The organism is Paenibacillus nicotianae (assembly GCF_042681745.1).
Lineage (GTDB): Bacteria > Bacillota > Bacilli > Paenibacillales > Paenibacillaceae > Saccharibacillus > Saccharibacillus nicotianae.
On the sequence record NZ_JBHUGF010000010.1, the window covers coordinates 1,028,220 to 1,049,427 of the forward strand.

Here is a 21,208-nt window from a genome sequence, read left to right on the forward strand (position 1 = left end):
GAACTCATGTCAACATCAGCTTGCTACGAAACGTCATCAGTGCAACGAAGGTTGTTTACTTTGCAACAGTTTAACCCTCAAAGTACAGCTTACAATTTGCCTGCCGTTTTCAAAGTACAGGGCAGACTAAATATAACTAAGTTTGAACAAGCAGTCAAAGTATTAGTGGAGAGACACGAGTCAATGCGTACAACTTTTATTGTAGATTTGGATACCAATGAAATTTTACAAAATGTGCTAGAAAATATTCACTTTTCGATAAATTATATAACATGTACAGAAGATGAATTAGAAGCCACGTTAAAAAATATTATACAGCCGTTCGATCTGGCACAAGCACCACTGTTTCGAATCCATGTACTTTGCATTTCAGATGAAGAACAATATTTATGTTTTGATATTCATCATATTGTAGCAGATGGTACCTCTATTCAAAATATTATGAAGGAAATCGTTTGTTTGTATAATGATTTGCCGCTATCGCCTGTAGAAGTACAATATGTAGATTATGTCATGTGGCAAAACGATTTATTTGCTAATGGCGAGATGGATTTTCAGGAGAACTACTGGTTAGAACAATTAAAAGGTGAATTACCTGTACTCGATTTGCAAACTGATTATGCTAGACCATCTGTGCGTAATGGCAGTGGACATACGCTTTATTTTGAACTTAATACAGAAGTTGTTCAACAAATCAGACAACTTGCCCAGCAAGCAGGATCTACATTGTTTATGGTTTTGCTCGCTATCTATAGTTCAATATTGTATCGGCATACCGATCAAGATGATCTAATTATTGGTACACCCATTGCTGGACGACGCAGTACAGAACTAGAATCTGTAATTGGTATGTTTGTGAATACACTTGCTTTGCGTATTCGTCCTACAGGAGAAATGACTTTTCGTGAGCTGTTACACCAAGTTAAACAAACTACGTTATCTGCATATGATCATCAGGATTATCCATTGGATCTAATTGTCGAAAAATTAAATATACCTCGTACTTCAGGACGGAATCCCATTTTTGATACAATGTTTGTTTTGCAAAATATGAGCATGCAGGCAGTGGAATTGGATGGGCTACGTTTTTCTCCTTATCCGCAACAGCACAGTAGTGCTAAATTTGATATCAGTCTAGAAATTAATGAAGAAGGAGATCAATTGAAAGGCAAATTGGAATACAGTAGCGAATTATTTGCTCTCGATACGATGGAACGTATGGTATCCCAATTTGTACGCATCACAAGCCAAATTGCAGTGCAACCCGATCTGCCATTGCATCAGTTGCAACTGCTCAACACTGCAGAAGAACAAAAGTTGCTTCAGCAGTTCAACGATCATGCTAGCGATTATCCATTATATACAATAGATCAGTTGTTTGAAGAACAGGTAATACGTTATCCTGAAAATACAGCGATATCTTACAATGGAAAAATTTATACATATCGTGAATTAAATGAGCGTGCCAACTCGCTTGCACGTTTATTGCAAACCAAAGGTGTGATTCCAGGTTCTGCTGTCGGCATTATAGCTGAACGTTCGTTAGAATTGATCGTTGGTATTGTAGCAGTTAGCAAAGCAGGAGCTGCGTATGTTCCAATTGAACCTGATTATCCAGCCGAACGTATTCAACATATGCTTACAGACAGCGGCAGTCAATGGTTACTAGTACAGGGAGAGTATGCTTATCATAAAGAAGATATGTGTATAATTGATTTGCTCGATTCTGCTGTATACACACAGGATTATACAAATTTAGAGCTAAACAACAATCCTGAAAATACAGCAATTATTATTTTTACTTCAGGTACAACTGGACGACCAAAAGGTATTTTGATTAAACATAAAGGTATTTCAAGACTTGTTAAAAATACAAATTATGTAAATTTAGATCAACATACTCGTATGTTACAAACTTGTGCACTCGGCTTTGACGTGTTTACTTTTGAAACGTGGGCTCCGTTACTACATGGAGGAACACTTTATTTAACAGATAAAAGTACGTACTTGGATGCAACACGTTTAAAACCGTTTTTGCTAGAGCATGATATCAATATTATGGTTCCAACAACAGCCTTGTTTAATCATCTGATCAGTGAAGATGTAACTCTTTTTAATTCTTTACAAACGGTGATTGTTGCAGGAGAAGCAATGTCAGCTTCACATGCACAACTTTTAATGCAACAGCAAGCTAAGGTGACACTAATCAATGGGTACGGACCCGCAGAAAGCACTAGTTATACAACAGCATATCAAGTAACCATTGATGATCAGCATTCTGTACCTATTGGCAAACCTATTTCTAATACGACTTGTTACGTTGTAGATCGGTATGACCAACCGGTTCCTATTGGTGTTGTAGGTGAATTGCTGATTGGTGGTGCTGGCATCGCTGGTGGATATGCTAATCGTATTGATTTGACAACCGAAAAATTTATTATAATTCCTCATTTAGAAACAGGAATACTTTACCGTACAGGCGATTTAGTGAAATGGCGCGCCGATGGCAACTTAATCTATATAGGTAGACGAGATGATCAGATTAAAATCCGTGGTTATCGGATCGAGCTAGAAGAGATCAAACAACAAATTTTGTCATTACCATGTATTCGTGAAGCTGTTATTGTTCCTATAAAAGAAAAAGAGCAAGAAACACGTATTTGTGCATATTATACTGCCAATGGAATACCTGATATAACAGATTTACGTTCAAAATTACAGCAAAAATTGCCTGAATTCATGGTTCCACAACTGTATATGCAACTTGAAAATATGCCTCTTTCGGCTAATCACAAAATTAATCTGAAACAATTGCCAATACCTGAACAACCAAAAGTAAATCACAACTCATTATCATTATCTGAACAACAATTTAAAGATGAATTAGAACAAACAATTGGTGCAGTATGGAGCGAAGTTCTAGAAATTCCTGAAATTGGAGCCAATGATCATTTTTTTGAAATGGGTGGACATTCTCTCAAAGCGGTACTTATTATCGCTAAATTGCGTAAAGTGCTTGAAGTTGATATCGGAATAGAAGATATTTTTAACCAGCCGACTGTTCGAGAAATGGCAGATCAATTACGTTATCGTCAACAGGAAAAAGCAATACAACCACAATTGATTGAAAAACGTGAATTTTATCCAGCTACTTCACAACAAACTCGATTTTTTGTTATGGAAAAAATGAAACGCAAATCTGATACAAGCAATAATATTACTGATGCACAATGGATTCTTGGACCGCTTGATATCCAACAATTTAAAAAAGTAGGCAAGCAAGTGATGGCACGCCATGAATCTCTACGGTTATCGCATAAGCTGATCGGAGAACAAGTCTTTTTCAAAATACATGACAATTTGGAGTTACCATTTCAATTAATTAAAGCAACAGAAGAAGAGATGCCTCAACTGATTCAACAATTTATTCGTCCGTATGATTTAAGTCAACCTCCTTTATTTCGGATTGGGTTGATTCAAATACATCCTGAAAAGCATCTACTGTTGTTTGATATTCACCATAGTATTGCTGACGGCTTTTCATTAGGATTACTCGCTAAAGAATTTATAAATTTACTGGCAGGTAATACGTTGTCTCCACTTCCTTTTCAATATAAAGAATATGCGGCATGGCAACAGTCGATCCAACAATCTGAAAGTTGGAAAAGGCAAGAACAGTATTGGTTGAATACGCTAAACGGTGATATTCCTCAACTTCAGTTGCCGTTGGATTATATACGTCCAGTGGAACAATCATATGAAGGTGCATTTCAAAAGTTAGTAGTAGATCAAGAAACAACGATGCAATTGAAACAACTAGCTATCAAAACAAATACTACATTGTACATGTTGTTACTAACTGCTTATTTTACGCTACTTCATTATTATAGCGGTGATGAAGATATTGTGATTGGTATTCCAGTAGCTGGACGCAATCAAGCAGAGTTTCAACAATTGATCGGTATGTTTGTAAATACTATTGTTTTACGCAATCAACCTGTTCCAGACAAAACATTTTATAGACTGTTGATGGAAGTACGTCAACATACACTAGAAGCTTTTAATCATCAAGACTATCCACTGGATCTATTATTAGAAAAACTGGAAATTCAACCTGTTGCTGATCGTAATCCGTTATTTCAGACATTATTTGTTTTGCAAAATATGGATATTCCATTACTACAAGCAAAAGAGCTAGACTTTCAACCATATGTATATGAACAGCATACCAATATTATAGATCTTTCTTTAATCATAACAGAGAAAGATGAAGAGCTAATTTGTACGTTTGAATATGGAATTCATCTGTTTCAAGAAGATACCATTCGTGGTATAGCAGAGCATTTTACTTCTTTATTAAGTGTATTAACAACTACTGATATAGATCATACACTTGCCGATCTGTATACAATTGTCGCTCCAGCACGAGATCAAGTAGAAGTTAGTCCAGATTGGTTAACTGATACATTTTCATTTTAATAACGGGATGATAGGAAAGGGGCAACGAAAATGAGTATATCAATAGAAGAAGCAAATAAGCAAAAGCAATTTTGGACACAATATTTAAACAACGAATTTCCTGTAACTACTTTGTTACCTGATTATACTAGCAATGAACAATTGCCTAATTGGAAAACGATACAAAGTAATGCTTATCCCCAAGTTGTAAAACAACTGCAAACTTATTGTAAAGATTCAGATTTTTTGTGGTACTGTTTTTTAATGGCGGCTCTACAAGTGTGCATATATAAACATGATGGTGAGCACAAGTTGCTGATTGGATCACCAGTACAGGGAGATACGCAACTTAACAATCAACAGAATTCGTCTGTCATTCTTCCAGTACAATCGCTAATTGATCCAAGTGTTTCATTCAAATCGCACATATTACAACTTAAAGAACAACTGGGCACCTTGTATGCTAACCAATCTTTTTGGATAGATCGTATGCAATCAGTACAAAATGAACATGGTTATAAGGATAATAAAAAGAAAATACTACAGCCGCAAATTGTAGTGGCGATAGATAATTTTCATTTTTTACCTACTGATCGCATTATTGACGAATACAATGATTCTGCTGGTATTCAAATTGTATTCCATCGGGGACAAGATGCTTTGCAAATCGAGTATCGTTTTTCAACAACACAATATAAAGAAGAAACGATCCAGCGATTTGATGCTAGATTTCAAGAACTGTTGAAAGTGGGTCTTTCTCAAGTAGACATGCCTATTCGCGAAATGTCTATTTGTAGTCAGGAAGAAAAAGAGCAAATTTTAATGCAATTTAATCCTTCGTTAGCAGATCGAAAGCCAGAAGGGACAATAATTAGCCATTTTGAAAAGTGTGTATCTCAATATCCTCATCATACTGCTGTTGTATATAACGATCAAAGTGTAACGTATAAGGAACTAAACGATAAAGCGAATTTGTTAGCTCATGTATTGCAGACAGAAGCTCATATTCAACCTGATCAGTTTGTCGCTGTGCATATGCTGAAAGAAATTGAATATATTATATCTATTCTTGCGATATTAAAAGTAGGTGGAGCATATTTGCCGATTGATATTGAATATCCAAATGAGCGCGTAGAGTATATTTTACAAGATAGTCAAGCTTCATTAGTGCTTGTGCAGAACGATCAGGATCGTATTAACAGTTATCCTGTTCCTGCAATTGCTGTACGAGAAAAATTAAATAATAAATATTTAGATTTAGAAGTTTATAACGTTGTTACACAAGATGCAATAGCCTATTTGTTGTATACATCAGGTACAACTGGTAAGCCAAAAGGAGTATTGATTAAGCAAAAAAGTGTAATTAATCTAGTGAAAGAGGCAGATTATCTTGATCTTACTCATGATACGATTATGTTGCAGTCTACCTCGATCGTGTTTGACTTATCTACACTAGAAATATGGGGAGCATTGCTTAATGGAGGCACGCTTGTTTTGATCAACAAAGAAGATTTATTAGAACCTTCATATCTAAAATTAACTTTGTCTGCCAATCAAATTAACACATTGATTATTACGACTGCTTTATTTCATCATCTAGCAGGTCATCATGCTCATATGTTAGTTGGCATAAAACAAATTTTGACAGGTGGAGAAGTACTTTCTTCTGTATTATCTAATAAAGTTTTGGAAATGTATCCTGATATGCGAGTAATTAACGCATATGGACCAACTGAATGTACTGTTATGGCAACTGCTTATGAGGTACAACGAACTGAGCAAAATAATATTTCGATCGGAAAACCTATAACAGGAACTAATGTATTAATTTTGAATAAAGACGGTCAAATTCAGCCAGTTGGCATTCCGGGTGAATTATGCATTACCGGTTTTGGTGTAGGACATAGTTATCTCAATCAGCCTGAATTGACAGCAGAAAGATATGTGCCTACTGTAGAGCAACCCGGTCAAATGATGTATAAAACAGGGGATATTGCTTTGTGGCGTGAAGATGGAAATATTATATTTAAAGGACGGCAAGATAGACAGTTAAAGTTACGGGGCTTCCGTATTGAATTGGGAGAGATTGAAAATGTATTGTTACAATATGAAGAGGTGCGCGAAGCTGTAGTTTTACCGGTAGCTAAACAATATGAAGAAGATATAGCACTTCATGCTTTTATTGTTACTAATACTATTCAGCAACATGAACTTACAAATAAATTGATGCATTATCTACAGCAAACACTGCCTAGCTATATGATTCCATCTGTTTATATACAAGTAAATCAGATCCCACTTAAATCCAGTGGAAAAGTTGATGCTGATCGTTTGTTGGAAAAAAGTCGTGGGCAAACACAACAACAGGCAAATATAATATCAGAGGTCACATTAACAGAAGAACAACAAAAAGTATGCCATATTTGGGCGACAGTTTTGGGCATGCCTAATATTGGGATGTATCAAAATTTCTTTGAATTGGGAGGACATTCTTTGAAATTAATTATTTTGGCTGAAGAATTGCAAAAAGCAGGGTACTTATTGAATACAATGGATTTATATAAGTATCCAACAGTTTCAGCATTTTTAGAATTTCAAAACCAATTAAGTAAATGATATTAATAACTATTGGTCAAAAGTATGAACACAAAGTGTTCATACTTTTTGCGCTTGAGTAGAGATTTAATTAGAATAAACTACAATAAGCGATTATACACCAAAACATAAATATTTTAACAATCTTACTTTATATAGTAGTTTGAAAAAATATAGTAGTTTGAAAAAGTAAGATTTGGCTTGTGTCTATATGAAGAAAAATAGAACTTTTTACATTCATTCGTTATAATAGAATAGACGAACATGCATTTGCATTATAGTCTTATCGAATAATAAAAATATTGAATCTATTGACTGGAAGAAATATATACTATTTTCTTTATTTATTATACAGTTAGATATTCTTATAATATTACCAAGAGAAATCAGTTATGCAATATGTAAATATCTATAACTAAAAATACTATAAACGTAAATTTATGAATACAAGTTGTTTTGGAGGGGAACCATGACTACGTATACACCGATGATGATGCAATATCTCAAAATAAAAGAACAAGCACAAGATGCATTTTTATTTTTCCGATTGGGGGATTTTTACGAATTATTTTTTGATGATGCGATTCTAGCGTCTAAAGAATTAGAGATTACGTTGACAGGCAAAGCTGCTGGTGTACCGGAGCGGATTCCGATGTGTGGTGTGCCTTATCATTCGGCAGAAAATTATATTCATCGCTTGATTGAAAAAGGATACAAAGTCGCGATCTGTGAACAGGTAGAAGACGCAGGAGCAAGCAAAGGTATTGTAAAACGTGAAATTATCCGCGTCGTTACACCGGGTACGATGATGGAAAGTAAAGGATTAACCGACAAAGCCAATAACTATATGATCTGTTTGACTGAACGTGAAGGAAAAATGGCTTTGGCCGCTTGCGATTTATCTACAGGTGAACTGCATGTGACATCAGCTTTATCTTCACAACAATGGTTACGTGATGAACTAGGGTTGTATGAGCCGTCTGAAATTATCGGGCAAATTGATCTGATTGATGAATCTTATCGTCAAGCGCTTCAACTAGGACGTAAAGTGTTATATACACCCTGGGACAAATCACGCGAAGAATTAGCACGTCGCCAATTTGGAGAAGCGGCGTGGGCAAGATTGGATGAAGAACGTCAATTATGTATTTCTATTCTGATCGGATATTTAAGTGAAACACAAAAACGTTCACTTGGACAATTAACGCATATCAGTGCTTATGAGCCTGAACATTATATGATTCTTGATCCATTTACACGTCGTAATCTAGAGTTGATTGAGACGGTGCGTGAGCGTTCTCGCAAAGGTTCCTTGTTGTGGTTGCTTGATCGTACAGAGACGCCGATGGGTGGACGCTTGCTTCGTCGTTGGATCGATAAGCCGTTATTATCTCGTAAATTAGTAGAAGAGCGCTTAGAAGCTGTAGAGAAGCTTCATCAAGGACTGATTTTACGTGAAGATTTGCGCTCTCAATTAAAAGGTATTTATGATCTGGAACGTTTGGTAGGACGAATTGCGTTTGGAACAGCCAATGGGCGAGATATGTTAGCCTTACGTGACTCACTTGCTCAAATTCCTGAATTGCGTCGTCAATGTACCGATTCTTCTTCATCTACATTACAACAAATCGCGGAGTTAATGGATGAATGTACAGATTTAACAGAAGCGATCGGTGCAGCTATTGTAGATGATCCACCGGTGTCGGTAAAAGACGGAGGATTGATCCGCGAAGGCTATCACGCTCATCTTGATGAATTACGTGAAGCTAGTGTGAATGGTAAACGTTGGATTGCTGAACTTGAAGCAGCCGAACGATTAGCAACAGGGATCAAATCGCTCAAAATCGGCTATAACAAAATTTTTGGCTATTATATAGAAGTAACTCGTTCTAACTTAAATGCTTTACCAGAAGGCAGATATGAGCGTAAGCAGACGTTAGCGAATGCAGAGCGTTATGTGACACCTGAACTAAAAGCCAAAGAAGCATTAATTTTGGAAGCTCAAGAAAAAATGGTTGATATCGAATATGAGTTGTTTGCAGATCTGAGAACTCAAGTAGCTAATGAAATTCCACGGCTCAAACAGTTAGCGGAAAAAGTAGCAGAGATCGACGTTTATCAGTCTTTCGCTGTGATCAGTGCAGAACGTGCTTTTGTCAAACCTGTATTAACTGACCGCTATGATCTTATTGTAAAAGAAGGTCGTCATCCTGTAGTAGAAGCAGTGATGAACAATACATCATTTATATCGAATAGTACCGAAATTACAGAAGATAAAGCGAATATTTTACTGATTACAGGGCCGAATATGGCTGGTAAAAGTACGTATATGCGTCAAGTGGCTTTGGTATCTATTATGGCGCAAATTGGATGTTTTGTACCTGCAACTCAGGCAGAAATTCCGATGATCGATCGTATTTTTACTCGTATTGGAGCCGCAGATGATCTAATTGGTGGACAAAGTACTTTTATGGTCGAAATGGCAGATATTCAAGTGATGACCGAGCGCGCAACACCTCGAAGTCTGATTATTATTGATGAGTTAGGTAGAGGAACATCGACCAGTGAAGGGATGTCTATTGCTCAAGCAGTAATCGAATATGTGCATCATGAGATCGGCTGTAAAGCATTAGTTTCTACTCATTTTCACGAATTAGCACATCTGGAAGAAACGTTAGAACATTTGCAAAACTTCTCAATGGCGGTAAAAGAAAGTGGAGATAAAGTTCATTTTCTGCGCAAATTAGTTCCAGGTGCCGCTAGTACCAGTTATGGTATTTATTGTGCACAACTAGCAGGGCTACCAGAAAGTATTATAGATCGGGCAAATGGTATCCTTAGCCGGATGGAACAGGCAAGTAGTACTGTTGTAGCTGATCAATCGGCGGTAACGGTACCAGCTAAACTAGAAGATCAATTACACAATGATAAACAATCCGAACAGTTATCGTTAGCCAATGCACAGAAACAAGCAGCATTTTCGGCTACAACTAACACTTATTCATCTGTTGAGATTGCTGAAAAAGGTTCTGTACTTTTCGCTGGCGCTAAAGAGGAATCAACAAAGCAACAGTCTGATATAGAAATGAATACTTTCGATAAACCGTCGCTTACACAAAGCAATTATTCTTCAAATTCAGCTCCATCGAAAACTCAAGATGTTGTGCAATTATCTATTTTTGGAGATGAAGAAGAGTCGACTCCGATGATCATCAAAGAAGATCCAGTCGCCAAACAAATCGTAGAATTGATACAAAATACAGACATTATGAATATGACACCTTTACAAGCTATGCAATTGCTCAATGATCTGAAAGTAAAAGCGACATATTGATTTGAGTAGGTAAGAAATGAAACTGGAAGGAGGAATTATAAATGGGTCAAATTCGTGTGTTAGATGAACATATCGCTAACCAGATTGCCGCTGGTGAAGTCGTAGAACGTCCAGCTTCTGTTGTCAAAGAGTTGGTTGAAAATGCGATCGATGCCAAGTCCAGTCGTATTGATGTTCATATTGGCGAAGGTGGACTAGAATATATTCGCGTACAAGATAATGGACAAGGAATAGCCGCAGATGATTGTGAGACAGCTTTTTATCGTCATGCTACAAGTAAATTAACCGATGATCGTGATCTATATCAAATTACAAGTCTAGGATTTCGCGGGGAAGCTTTGCCGAGTATTGCTGCTGTATCCAAAGTAGAATTACTATCCAGCGCGACTGATGATGGGGCAGGTAGAAGATTAGTCATTGAAGGTGGAACACTCAAAGTCAATGAAGATGAAGCGGCACCGCGTGGTACAGATTTTCGTGTAAATTCGTTATTTTACAATACGCCTGCGCGATTGAAATATATGAAAACAGTACAAACCGAACTTGGACATATCTCTGATGTCATGTACCGTATGTCGCTGGCTCATCCTGAGATTGCGTTTACTTTTCGGCACAATGGTAATCTATTACTTCAGACTCCGGGAACAGGTGATATGTTACAAGTAATAGCGGCTGTGTATGGTACTTCAGCCGCCAAAATGGTATTGCCGCTGGAAGGTGAAAATCTCGATTATCAGATTGGCGGTTATATAGGGCGCCCTGAAATTGCCAAGTCCAGTCGTAATGCAATGTCTATTGTAGTCAACGGTCGTTATATTCGAAATTATGCAGTCAATCAAGCGATTTTGCGTGCATATCATACATTATTGCCTATTAATCGTTATCCATTAGCTGTATTGCAATTAACGATGCATCCTTCATTGGTAGATGTAAATGTACATCCATCCAAAATGGAAGTGCGTTTTAGTAAAGAAGCTGAATTGATGTTGTTTGTAGAAGAAGCGATTCGTCAGACATTGCGTAAAGAAATTTTGATTCCGCATGCCACCAAGCAGACAATCAAACGTGGCAATAGTGAATCGATTATACAAGAGCAATTTAATTTTACCAAAGCACCTGTAGAATATCTGGAACCGGAAAAAAACACTGCTTCTCCAAGCCATAGTTCAAGCGAATTAGGTGATCTGGATGCACCTTATATTCCGCCATTTACAGATGCAGATTTGCCGCCTGAATCTAATGTTCAGTCTCCTTCTGTTTCAAATACAGAAGATATAACGTATAAGAAAAAGGAACAACTTAGCGCACCACATGAACAGGAAGTTCAAAAACAGTTGCCACCTGTGCAAGCTACACCAACGAATAAAATGACTTCGTCTGCTTCAGTTCAGCCGTCTTATGCAACGCCTGCTTATACGGCTCCGATCCAATCAGGATCAACCGAACAAATACAAGAGCAAAGTCAAACGGGGCAATATCAGAAATCTCATACACCTGTTGCCAAAAGTACGAATAGTTCTTCTGCAAGACAAGCACCACAACGACCGAATTATAATAACAATAACAATAACAATCGTAACTTTAATGCGGAATTATTGTATGGTACTGCTGAAGAACCGGAGATTCCACAATTTCCAGAAATGAATTTGATCGGTCAGCATCATGGTACTTATCTAGTCGCTCAAAATAACGAAGGATTGTTTTTGATTGATCAGCATGCTGCTCATGAACGAATTAATTATGAATTTTATTATGAGAAATTTGGTCGTCCTGAAGAAGTATCACAAGAACTGCTGTTACCTATTACGCTTGAATTTACTTTAGCAGAAGCGAATAAGCTCAAAGATCGTTTGCATTGGTTCGAGCGGGTAGGAGTGTATTTAGAGCATTTTGGTGGTCAGACATTTCGAGTGACTGCTTATCCGTACTGGCTGCCTAAAGGGGAAGAGCAACAGGTGATTGAAGAGATGGCTGAATGGGTGCTGAGTGAACGAGCGATTGATCTTGCCAAGCTACGGGAGCAAGCTTCTACACTTTGTTCTTGCAAAGCTTCAATCAAAGCCAATCAAAAACTAACCGAGCATGAAGCACAATCATTATTGGATCGTCTGGCAACCTGTCGTCAGCCATACACATGTCCTCATGGACGCCCAATTGTAGTTTCTTTTTCTTCGTATGACTTGGAAAAAATGTTCAAACGTGTGATGTGATGCAGAGTTATGGTATTATGGCATACAATAACTAGAATCATTTGCGTGATGCATATACTCATGCTGAACAATTTTGACGTAGATTCGAAAGTCATTGTAGATTTGCATTTTTAAATGTTGGGATGGAGAAAATTAGAATGATGATTACAACAGGCGACGATGCTGCAATCGATACGATCCAGCGTGCACAAAAGCTGGCGGCTGAATTCGCTGTTCCTTATATTAAGCGTGGTGGGCGTTCTATTCCCAAATTAGCGTCTGCTTATAATGAGACAGATTTTATCGTACTTGTAGAGCAAGAAGTACGAATTATGCGTCCAGGAGAACCTATTATGCAGTTTCACCCGAGCATGGCTTATGTTAGAGCCAAACGTTTGCTCAAAGGGGAAGCTGATCCAATGATCACTCACTCGCTAATAGAGCCTGGAGATCATGTGATCGATTGTACAGCGGGTCTAGGTGCAGATTCCCTTGTATTTTCGTTGTACACAGGGGAGCAGGGCAAAGTAGTCGCATTGGAGAGTTCAATGCCACTAGCGGCTTTGCTGACTGAAGGACTTCGAAGTCATGTAACAGCACTTGAAGCTGTCAATGAAGCGATGCGTAGAATCGAAGTCATTCAGCAAGATCATGTGACGTATTTAAGCAAACAACCCGATAAAAGTGTAGATGTAATTTATTTCGATCCGATGTTTCGTGAAGCGGTACATCAATCGGCTGCAATCGCACCTTTACGTGGATTTTCCAATAATAATGCGTTAACGGAAGAAGCTGTAAAGCAAGCGATTCGGGTCGCTCGTAAGTCTGTGCTGCTCAAAGAAAAATGGGATAGCCCGGAATATGAACGACTTGGATTTAAGCGAATACAGCGTAAAACATCAAAAATTGAATACGGAGTGATTTATCCATGACCCAAGCGGTTAAAAAACCAAGGCTACTGGTCTTAATGGGCCCAACAGCCGTTGGTAAAACTGGAATCAGTATAGAAATTGCCAAAACATTTGGCTGCGAAATTATTTCGGGTGATTCCATGCAGGTCTACCGTGGTATGGATATTGGGACAGCCAAAATCAAACCGGAAGAAATGCAAGGAATTCCTCATCATTTGATCAATATTCATGATCCACAAGAATCATTTTCAGTAGCTGAATTTCAACAGCGTTGTCGAAAATTGATTCCAGAGATCACAGCTAGAGGGAATCTTCCTTTTATTGTAGGTGGAACCGGGTTGTATATTGAATCTGTATGTTTTGAATTTGAATTTAGCGAAAATGGAGCTGATGAAGCATTTCGTCAGGAGCAAGCTACGTATGCTGAAGAGCATGGTGCTCAAGCGCTCCATGACCGTCTAGCAGAGATTGATCCACCTTCTGCCAAACGTTTGCATCCCAATGACCAAAGACGCGTCATTCGCGCTCTGGAAGTGTATCATATGACAGGAGTCAAACTTTCCGATCAATTATCGGGACAAAATAAGCAATCTCCGTATGAGTTATGTTTTGTAGGTTTGACAATGGATAGGGAAATGCTATATAAACGTATTGAAGCCCGTATAGACCAGATGCTAGAAGAAGGGCTGGTTGAAGAGGTGAGAAACCTTTTGAATCAAGGATATACCCCCGGAATGGTCGCAATGCAGGGGCTAGGATACAAAGAGATTGCTGCTCATCTTGCAGGTCATGTATCGCTTCAAGAAGCAGTTGTACTGCTCAAAAGAGATACACGTCGATTTGCAAAAAGACAGCTTTCCTGGTTCCGTCATATGAATAATATTCATTGGGTTGATGTTAGCGATGTGGACAGAAGCGACGAACACACCCGTGAAGTTCATGATATTATAGCAGGAACATTCCCTGCGGATATGGAATATACATCAACAACCTAAAAAACATTGATTACACTGAGATTACATTCTTACATGAATTGAGCATTTATCGATGCTGAATTAATAATCACTTGGGGGTACGGCTAATGAATAAGTCTATTAATATTCAAGATACGTTTCTAAATCAATTGCGTAAGGAAAATATTCCAGTGACTGTTTATCTGGTCAATGGTTTTCAAATTCGTGGTACGATCAAAGCTTTTGATAACTTTACCATTATGGTGGATAGCGATGGACGTCAGCAAATGATCTACAAACATGCTGTATCGACATTTACACCATCACGTAACGTATCCCTAATGCAGGATAATCAAAGCGACAACTAACATTAAAATGAAACTTTTTATGCTTCACCATCGTCTAACTATAGGACAAAGAATCGGACAACCTGTTCTATAGGTTGTTCTTTTCTTTCTAGGGTTAGGCATCACAGAACGACGTTTATATCTCAAATCATTTGCTTTATAAATGATGTAAATTGTTTTACTGAAAGGGAGTCAGAACGAAAAATGCCAAGACAGCAGCTATCCCGCAGTGACAAAAGTAAGCCGGAAACAAGAACAAGACCGGGACAGTCCAAGCCAACACCCAAAAAGAAAAAGAAAAAAATAACAGGTAAACGTGTATTTTGGACATTGTTTATTGTCGCTGCTTTAGGCGTATTTTGTGCACTAGCCGGTTACATGTTTATTATGGTAAGTGGAGAAAAAATTTATCAACAAAATATCAATAAATTAGCTATCAACGGCCCTACACAAATTTTTGATCGTAACGGCACTTTGATTCAAGAACGTTCTGTGAGGACAGGCGACCCTGTACAATATGATGAAATTCCGAAGTTGCTTGTTGATGCTTTTGTAGCAACTGAAGATCGTCGCTTTTTTGAACATCAGGGTGTAGATATTTGGTCAATCGGTCGTGCTGCTGTGCGTGATATCGTGGCACGTTCTGCGGTAGAAGGCGGAAGTACGATTACACAGCAATTAGCGAAAAATGTATTTTTAAATGATGACAAAACATTTTTCCGTAAAGCAACTGAATTATCGATTGCTTTAGCGATTGAACGCAAAATGACCAAAGAAGAAATTATTACAACGTATCTCAACCGTATATTTTTTGGTAAAGGTGCTTATGGTATCAAAGAAGCATCTGAGACTTACTTTGGCGTGACTGATCTGAACAAATTAAAAGTATGGCAGATTGCTACACTTGCAGGTCTACCTAAAGCTCCATCACGTTACAATCCACAATCGAATCCTGATCTATCCAAAGAACGTCGTGGCGTTGTACTGCAATTGATGGCAGATCAAGGGTATATTACACAAGCAGAAGCTAAAGAAGCAGCAGCAGTCGATTACAACTATAATTCGTCTGCCAAAGATAAAGACAAAAAATATGAAGCATTTATAGAGTATGCTATGCAAGAAGCAGAAGATGTAACAGGCTTAACATCAGATGATTTGAACCGTGGTGGATATAAAATATATACAACTATGGATGCCAAAGCACAACAGAACTTAGAGACTTCGTTCCAAAATAACGACCTCTTTGAGAAAAGTTCAGATGATGTACCTGTTCAAGGATCTATGGTTATCGTCAATAACGATACTGCGGGTATTGTAGCTTTACTGGGTGGACGTAACTATAACACAGGTAATTTCAGCCGTGTTACTAGCCGTAGACAGCCAGGTTCAGCATTCAAACCTATTATTTCATATGCGCCTGCATTGGAATCCGGGAAATTTAATCCTAATTCGTTATTGAGCAATGAGAAACAATGTTTTGGTAATTACTGTCCAACCAACTTACATGGATATTCATCTACTGTGACGATGGATGAGGCTATTCAAGACTCGATTAATATTCCAGCAGTATGGACACTGAACCAGATCGGTATTGATACAGGCCTTGCGTTTGCTAAATCAGTAGGATTCTCGTTAACCGATCAAGATCGTAATTTAGCGCTTGCGCTTGGTGGACTAAGCACTGGAACAAATACGTTAGAGATGGCACAAGCGTATCGTACATTTGCAGATGGAGGAACATATACACCTGCTTATGCTGTGAAGAGTATTGTCGATAGCACTGGCGATGAGATTTACAAAAATAAAGCTGATTCTTCTCAAGTGATCAGCAAACAAACAGCGAATGAAATGACTCAAATGTTACAAGACGTTGTTAATGATGGTACAGGTAAACGTGCTCAAATTAACCGTCCAGTAGCAGGGAAAACAGGTACAACTCAGCATGGTATCGAAGGATTTAGAAGTAGTGCAAACCGTGATGCTTGGTTTGTTGGTTATACCAAAGAATGGACAGCCGCTGTCTGGATGGGTTATGACAAGCCAGACCGTACCCATTTATTGAATCAAAGTAGTGGAATGGCAGCAGCGATGTTTGCAGCAGTTATGGGGCCTTCCCTTGAAGGATATCCAGTACAGCAATTTGAAGCTCCTACGCCAAGTGCTCCTGTAGAACAACCGGTGGAAGAAGAACCGGAACCGGAAGTATCTGCTGTGAGTGGAATGGCTGCTTCGTATGATAAAGACAATCAAGTGGTTGCTTTATCTTGGAAAGCGTTAGAAAATGCTAGCTCGTATACGGTTTATCGTAAAGGTAGTGGAGATGGTCAATTTACAGCTATCTCTAGCGGACTCAGTGATACCTCTGCTCAAGATAGCAGCGCAGCACCTGGACAAACGTATGAGTATTATGTAACAGCTACGATGAAAGATGGATCGCAATCAGATGCTTCAAATACGGTTCAGATTACAGTCGATGAAGCAACAGAAACACCGACTGAACCGGAAGAAAATCCAGAAGGTGGTGTAGTACCACCAGAAGGTGAACCGACGACTCCACCAACCGGTGAAGAAGTACCGGGTACAGATAATGGTACAGGAACGGATCAAGGTACAGGAACAACACCAACAGATCCAAATACCGATCAAGGTACCGTTCCACCGGATGGAGGAACGACCACACAGGATGGTAGTACAGATAGCGGGCAAAATGGTACAACATCACCAGCGACTCCTGAACCAACCACGCCGGGTACAACAACAGATCCATCAGCAGGAACAACCGAAGGTACAACATCACCACCGACGACTGCTCCACCGTCTACTCCTTAAAAAGGGTATCAGAAAAGCCTCCAGTGATATAATTGGAGGCTTTTTTTGAGTGCTTGGCGCAAATATGCTATTCTGAAGTTACTTTGTTGGGAAAGGGATACTTCCATGAAACGTAAATTTGCGGATCGAGCGAACTGGCGCAGAGTAATTCAACGTAATTACTCAAGACGCTATGTAAACAATAGTTTATTTACAGGGTATGTTACTCTGTACCGTATGAATCGTTTACGTGAACCCTTATATAAAATATATGGAGGGCGACGATTCTGTATTGCAGCGGCAGGTTATTCGTGGATGCAATATTATCCAGAACATGCGAACTATGTAGTCACTGCAATGTTTGATGATAAACGTGAAATTATTGAATGGTATATTGATATTTGCAAAACACAAGGATTAACAGATCAAGGTGTGCCCTGGTTTGATGATCTGTATTTAGATATTGTAGTAATGAAAGATGGGCAAGTCTTTTTACTGGATGAAGATGAATTAGATGATGCGTTACGCAAGCAGATTATTACCGATCAAGATTATGAATTAGCTCAACAGACAGCGCAAAAGTTGCTTGTGCAGATCGATGCTCATGCTTTTCCTTTATTCACCTTATCGATCAAACATCGTCAAAGTTTATTTGGTAAAGATAGTAATTCATGATTCAATATCAAAAAGTGTGAGAAGTATGTTAACATGACAAAGATAAGACTTCATGATATAAGCAAGAAGTAGGTAAGATTACAAGGAGCGGGATATACAAATGAAAAATGAAACTCATGGTGTAGAAATAGAGATTCAACCTCGAGCTATATTAGTTAGTTTGGTTACTCAAAATGACAAGCGCGCAGGTGTGAATGCAGATGGATCAATGCAAGAATTAGTGAGCCTTGCCAAAACAGCAGGAGTAGAAGTATTAGAGCAAGTGATCCAGAATAAAGAAAAACCTGATTTTAGATGGTTTATCGGTAAAGGTAAAGTAGAAGAAATCCGCATTTTGATGGATTCTTTAGACGCTAACAGCGTGATTTTTGATCAGGAATTATCAGGCGCTCAAGTACGTAACTTAGAAGCAGCACTGGATGCCAAAATTATTGACCGTACCCAGTTGATTCTGGATATCTTTGCACAACGTGCCAAAACACGTGAAGGAATTATTCAAGTTGAACTTGCTCAACATGGCTATTTATTACCACGATTATCTGGACAAGGAAGTAACTTATCTCGTCTTGGTGGTGGTATAGGTGCAAGAGGACCAGGTGAAACTAAGCTAGAAACAGATCGTCGCCATATTCGTACGCGGATTACCGACTTGAAGCGTCAACTTGAAGAAGTCACACGTCATCGTACATTGTATCGTGAACGTCGCAAAAAAGCCGGTGCTGTACAAGTAGCTTTAGTCGGTTATACCAATGCAGGGAAATCGACACTGCTTAAACAGTTAACCGATGCAGACGTGTATGTGCAAGATCAGCTATTTGCTACACTTGATCCAACATCACGTAATTTGGATCTACCTGGTGGGAAAACAGTCGTGTTAACCGATACGGTAGGTTTTATTCAAAATCTACCCCATGATCTAATAGCAGCTTTCCGAGCAACGTTAGAAGAGGTAAATGAAGCAGACTTGATCTTACATGTAGTCGATGCTTCTTCTGAAATGAGAGAAGAGCAGATGAAAGTAGTGGATGATCTTCTGCAAGAATTAGGTTCTAATGATAAGCAACAAGTTGTTTTATATAATAAAACCGATCTATGTACACCAGAACAGTTAGAAATGTTACCAGATGATGCAACACACATGCGGATTAGTGCTTATAAAGAAAGCGATCTTGAACGCATTTTAAATATTATTCAAGATCAATTAGCTGGAGGCACCAAAACATACCGTATTCCGGCAGAACGTGGTGATCTTATTTCACAACTCTACCAATTTAGCAGTGTATTAGAGCAAGAGTATGAAGAAAATGATGCAGTAATCAAAGTCGAAATTAATGCTGTCGACTACGAAAAGTATGGTCATCGCTTACAAGAATATGAAATAAAGTGACAAAATTACGACAATTGTATAATAGACTTCCCTTCATCCTACCGTTACGTGTAAAATATGAAGCGCGAAAGTTTACATTTTAAATGCTTATATTGTGGATTTCGGACGTAAACGGTAGCAATTGCTATCGCTAATCAACAATTAGATATAAATTTGTGGAAGCCTGCCAGAGATTATTACGGCGGGCTATCACTATGGGGAGAGACAAGGTATGGCAGTTTTTGATACACAGATTCAACAATGGTCAGAACAAGCACAGCAACTTATCGGACAAGCTGTACAAGCAGTAGATGAGATTGTAGATGCCAACCAATGGAAAGTTATAGAAGCTTTTCAAAAATATAGGGTTAGTGATTATCACTTTGCAGGTTCGACTGGCTATGCGTACAATGATAGAGGTAGGGAAGTTTTAGAAAGTGTGTATGCTGAAGTCTTTGGTAGTGAAGCAGCTCTAGTTAGACCACATTTTGCTTCTGGAACGCATACGATTGCTACAGCAATGTTCGGTATATTGCGTCCAGGCGATGAACTACTTTACATTACAGGTAGACCTTATGATACGTTACATAAAGTCATTGGCAAGCCGGGAGATGGAACAGGGTCTTTAGCTGATTTTGGGATTACTTATCAAGAAGCAGCTTTGGATGAAGCAGGACAAGTAGATTGGGATACCGTCAAATCGCTTGTTCATAGTAAAACCAAAATGATTGGCATCCAGCGTTCGCGTGGATATGATTGGCGTGCTTCTTTTACAATAGAAGATATAGCAGAAATGGTTGTTCAGATTCGTGAGATTTGTCCGCAAGCTGTTATTTTTGTAGATAACTGTTATGGCGAATTTACAGAAACTCGTGAACCTACAGATGTTGGAGTCGATCTGATGGCAGGTTCATTGATAAAAAATCCGGGTGGAGGCTTAGCAGAAACAGGTGGCTATATCTGTGGTAAGCAAAGGTACGTTGATCTGGCAGCTTATCGCCTAACTGCACCCGGCATCGGTGGCGAGGTAGGGGCGATGTTAGGTACAACTCGCAGTATATATCAAGGCTTGTATATGGCTCCTACTATTGTAGGGCAAGCGGTCAAAGGAAGTATCTATGCAGCCGCTATGTTTGAATTGGCTGGCTTTAATAGCAAACCAGCATGGCAAGACAAACGTACAGATTTAATTCAAGCTGTTTCTTTTCAAGATGAAAAGCAACTGATTGCTTTTGTACAAGGAATTCAACGTGCAGCGGCCGTAGACAGCCATGTCGTACCAGAACCTTGGGATATGCCAGGCTATGATCATCCCGTCATTATGGCGGCAGGAACGTTTATTCAAGGTGGTAGTCTGGAATTATCTGCGGATGCTCCGATTCGTGCACCTTACATTGGATATATGCAAGGTGGACTTACTTTTTCTCATGTGAAGTTAGGGGTATTGATGGCGTTACAAACCATGCATGAGCGCGGATTACTATAACCTATTTTAATATGAATCAAATGTAAAATAGCTACAAGTTCTTCGATGAGTTTGTAAAATATAGCTTGGTTAAAGTGCTATTATCA

11 protein-coding genes are annotated in these 21,208 nt (G+C 38.6%); all 11 read left to right on the plus strand.

The features are described from left to right. Positions 1 to 6: 6 nt before the first annotated feature. The 11 genes from ACFSGI_RS08685 (at position 7) to ACFSGI_RS08735 (ending at position 21,122) form a co-directional block, all read left to right on the plus strand. Positions 7 to 4,479: a non-ribosomal peptide synthetase gene (locus ACFSGI_RS08685; RefSeq protein ID WP_204823744.1), complete on the plus strand. Its 4,473-nt coding sequence runs from the start codon at positions 7 to 9 to the stop codon at positions 4,477 to 4,479. Between the two features lie 30 nt (positions 4,480 to 4,509). Next, positions 4,510 to 7,074 carry a non-ribosomal peptide synthetase gene (locus ACFSGI_RS08690; protein WP_204823745.1) on the plus strand — a complete coding sequence of 855 codons (2,565 nt, stop codon included), beginning with the start codon at positions 4,510 to 4,512 and terminating at the stop codon, positions 7,072 to 7,074. A gap of 448 nt (positions 7,075 to 7,522) precedes the next feature. Continuing rightward, positions 7,523 to 10,387, plus strand: a complete 2,865-nt coding sequence (gene mutS, locus ACFSGI_RS08695; protein WP_204823746.1) for a DNA mismatch repair protein MutS — start codon at positions 7,523 to 7,525, stop codon at positions 10,385 to 10,387. A gap of 41 nt (positions 10,388 to 10,428) precedes the next feature. Then, a complete protein-coding gene (gene mutL / locus ACFSGI_RS08700) occupies positions 10,429 to 12,597 on the plus strand; it encodes a DNA mismatch repair endonuclease MutL (RefSeq protein WP_204823747.1) in 2,169 nt (722 codons plus the stop codon). 137 nt (positions 12,598 to 12,734) lie between these two features. After that, on the plus strand, positions 12,735 to 13,508 hold the full coding sequence (locus tag ACFSGI_RS08705) for a class I SAM-dependent methyltransferase (protein WP_204823748.1): 774 nt from the start codon (positions 12,735 to 12,737) through the stop codon (positions 13,506 to 13,508). Then, the gene (gene miaA, locus ACFSGI_RS08710) at positions 13,505 to 14,482 is read left to right on the plus strand and encodes a tRNA (adenosine(37)-N6)-dimethylallyltransferase MiaA (protein ID WP_204823749.1); all 978 of its coding nucleotides are present in this window, start codon (positions 13,505 to 13,507) and stop codon (positions 14,480 to 14,482) included. Before ACFSGI_RS08705 ends, miaA begins: the two co-directional genes overlap by 4 nt. A gap of 86 nt (positions 14,483 to 14,568) precedes the next feature. Next, on the plus strand, positions 14,569 to 14,808 hold the full coding sequence (hfq, locus tag ACFSGI_RS08715; protein WP_204823750.1) for an RNA chaperone Hfq: 240 nt from the start codon (positions 14,569 to 14,571) through the stop codon (positions 14,806 to 14,808). A gap of 183 nt (positions 14,809 to 14,991) precedes the next feature. Continuing rightward, positions 14,992 to 17,616: a PBP1A family penicillin-binding protein gene (locus ACFSGI_RS08720; protein WP_204823751.1), complete on the plus strand. Its 2,625-nt coding sequence runs from the start codon at positions 14,992 to 14,994 to the stop codon at positions 17,614 to 17,616. 105 nt (positions 17,617 to 17,721) lie between these two features. Next, positions 17,722 to 18,270: a ribonuclease FAU-1 family protein gene (locus tag ACFSGI_RS08725; RefSeq protein ID WP_204823752.1), complete on the plus strand. Its 549-nt coding sequence runs from the start codon at positions 17,722 to 17,724 to the stop codon at positions 18,268 to 18,270. Between the two features lie 100 nt (positions 18,271 to 18,370). After that, complete coding sequence (gene hflX, locus ACFSGI_RS08730) at positions 18,371 to 19,657, plus strand: GTPase HflX (protein WP_204823753.1); 1,287 nt, start codon at positions 18,371 to 18,373, stop codon at positions 19,655 to 19,657. Between the two features lie 211 nt (positions 19,658 to 19,868). After that, the gene (locus ACFSGI_RS08735) at positions 19,869 to 21,122 is read left to right on the plus strand and encodes a methionine gamma-lyase family protein (RefSeq protein WP_204823754.1); all 1,254 of its coding nucleotides are present in this window, start codon (positions 19,869 to 19,871) and stop codon (positions 21,120 to 21,122) included. Positions 21,123 to 21,208: the final 86 nt, after the last annotated feature.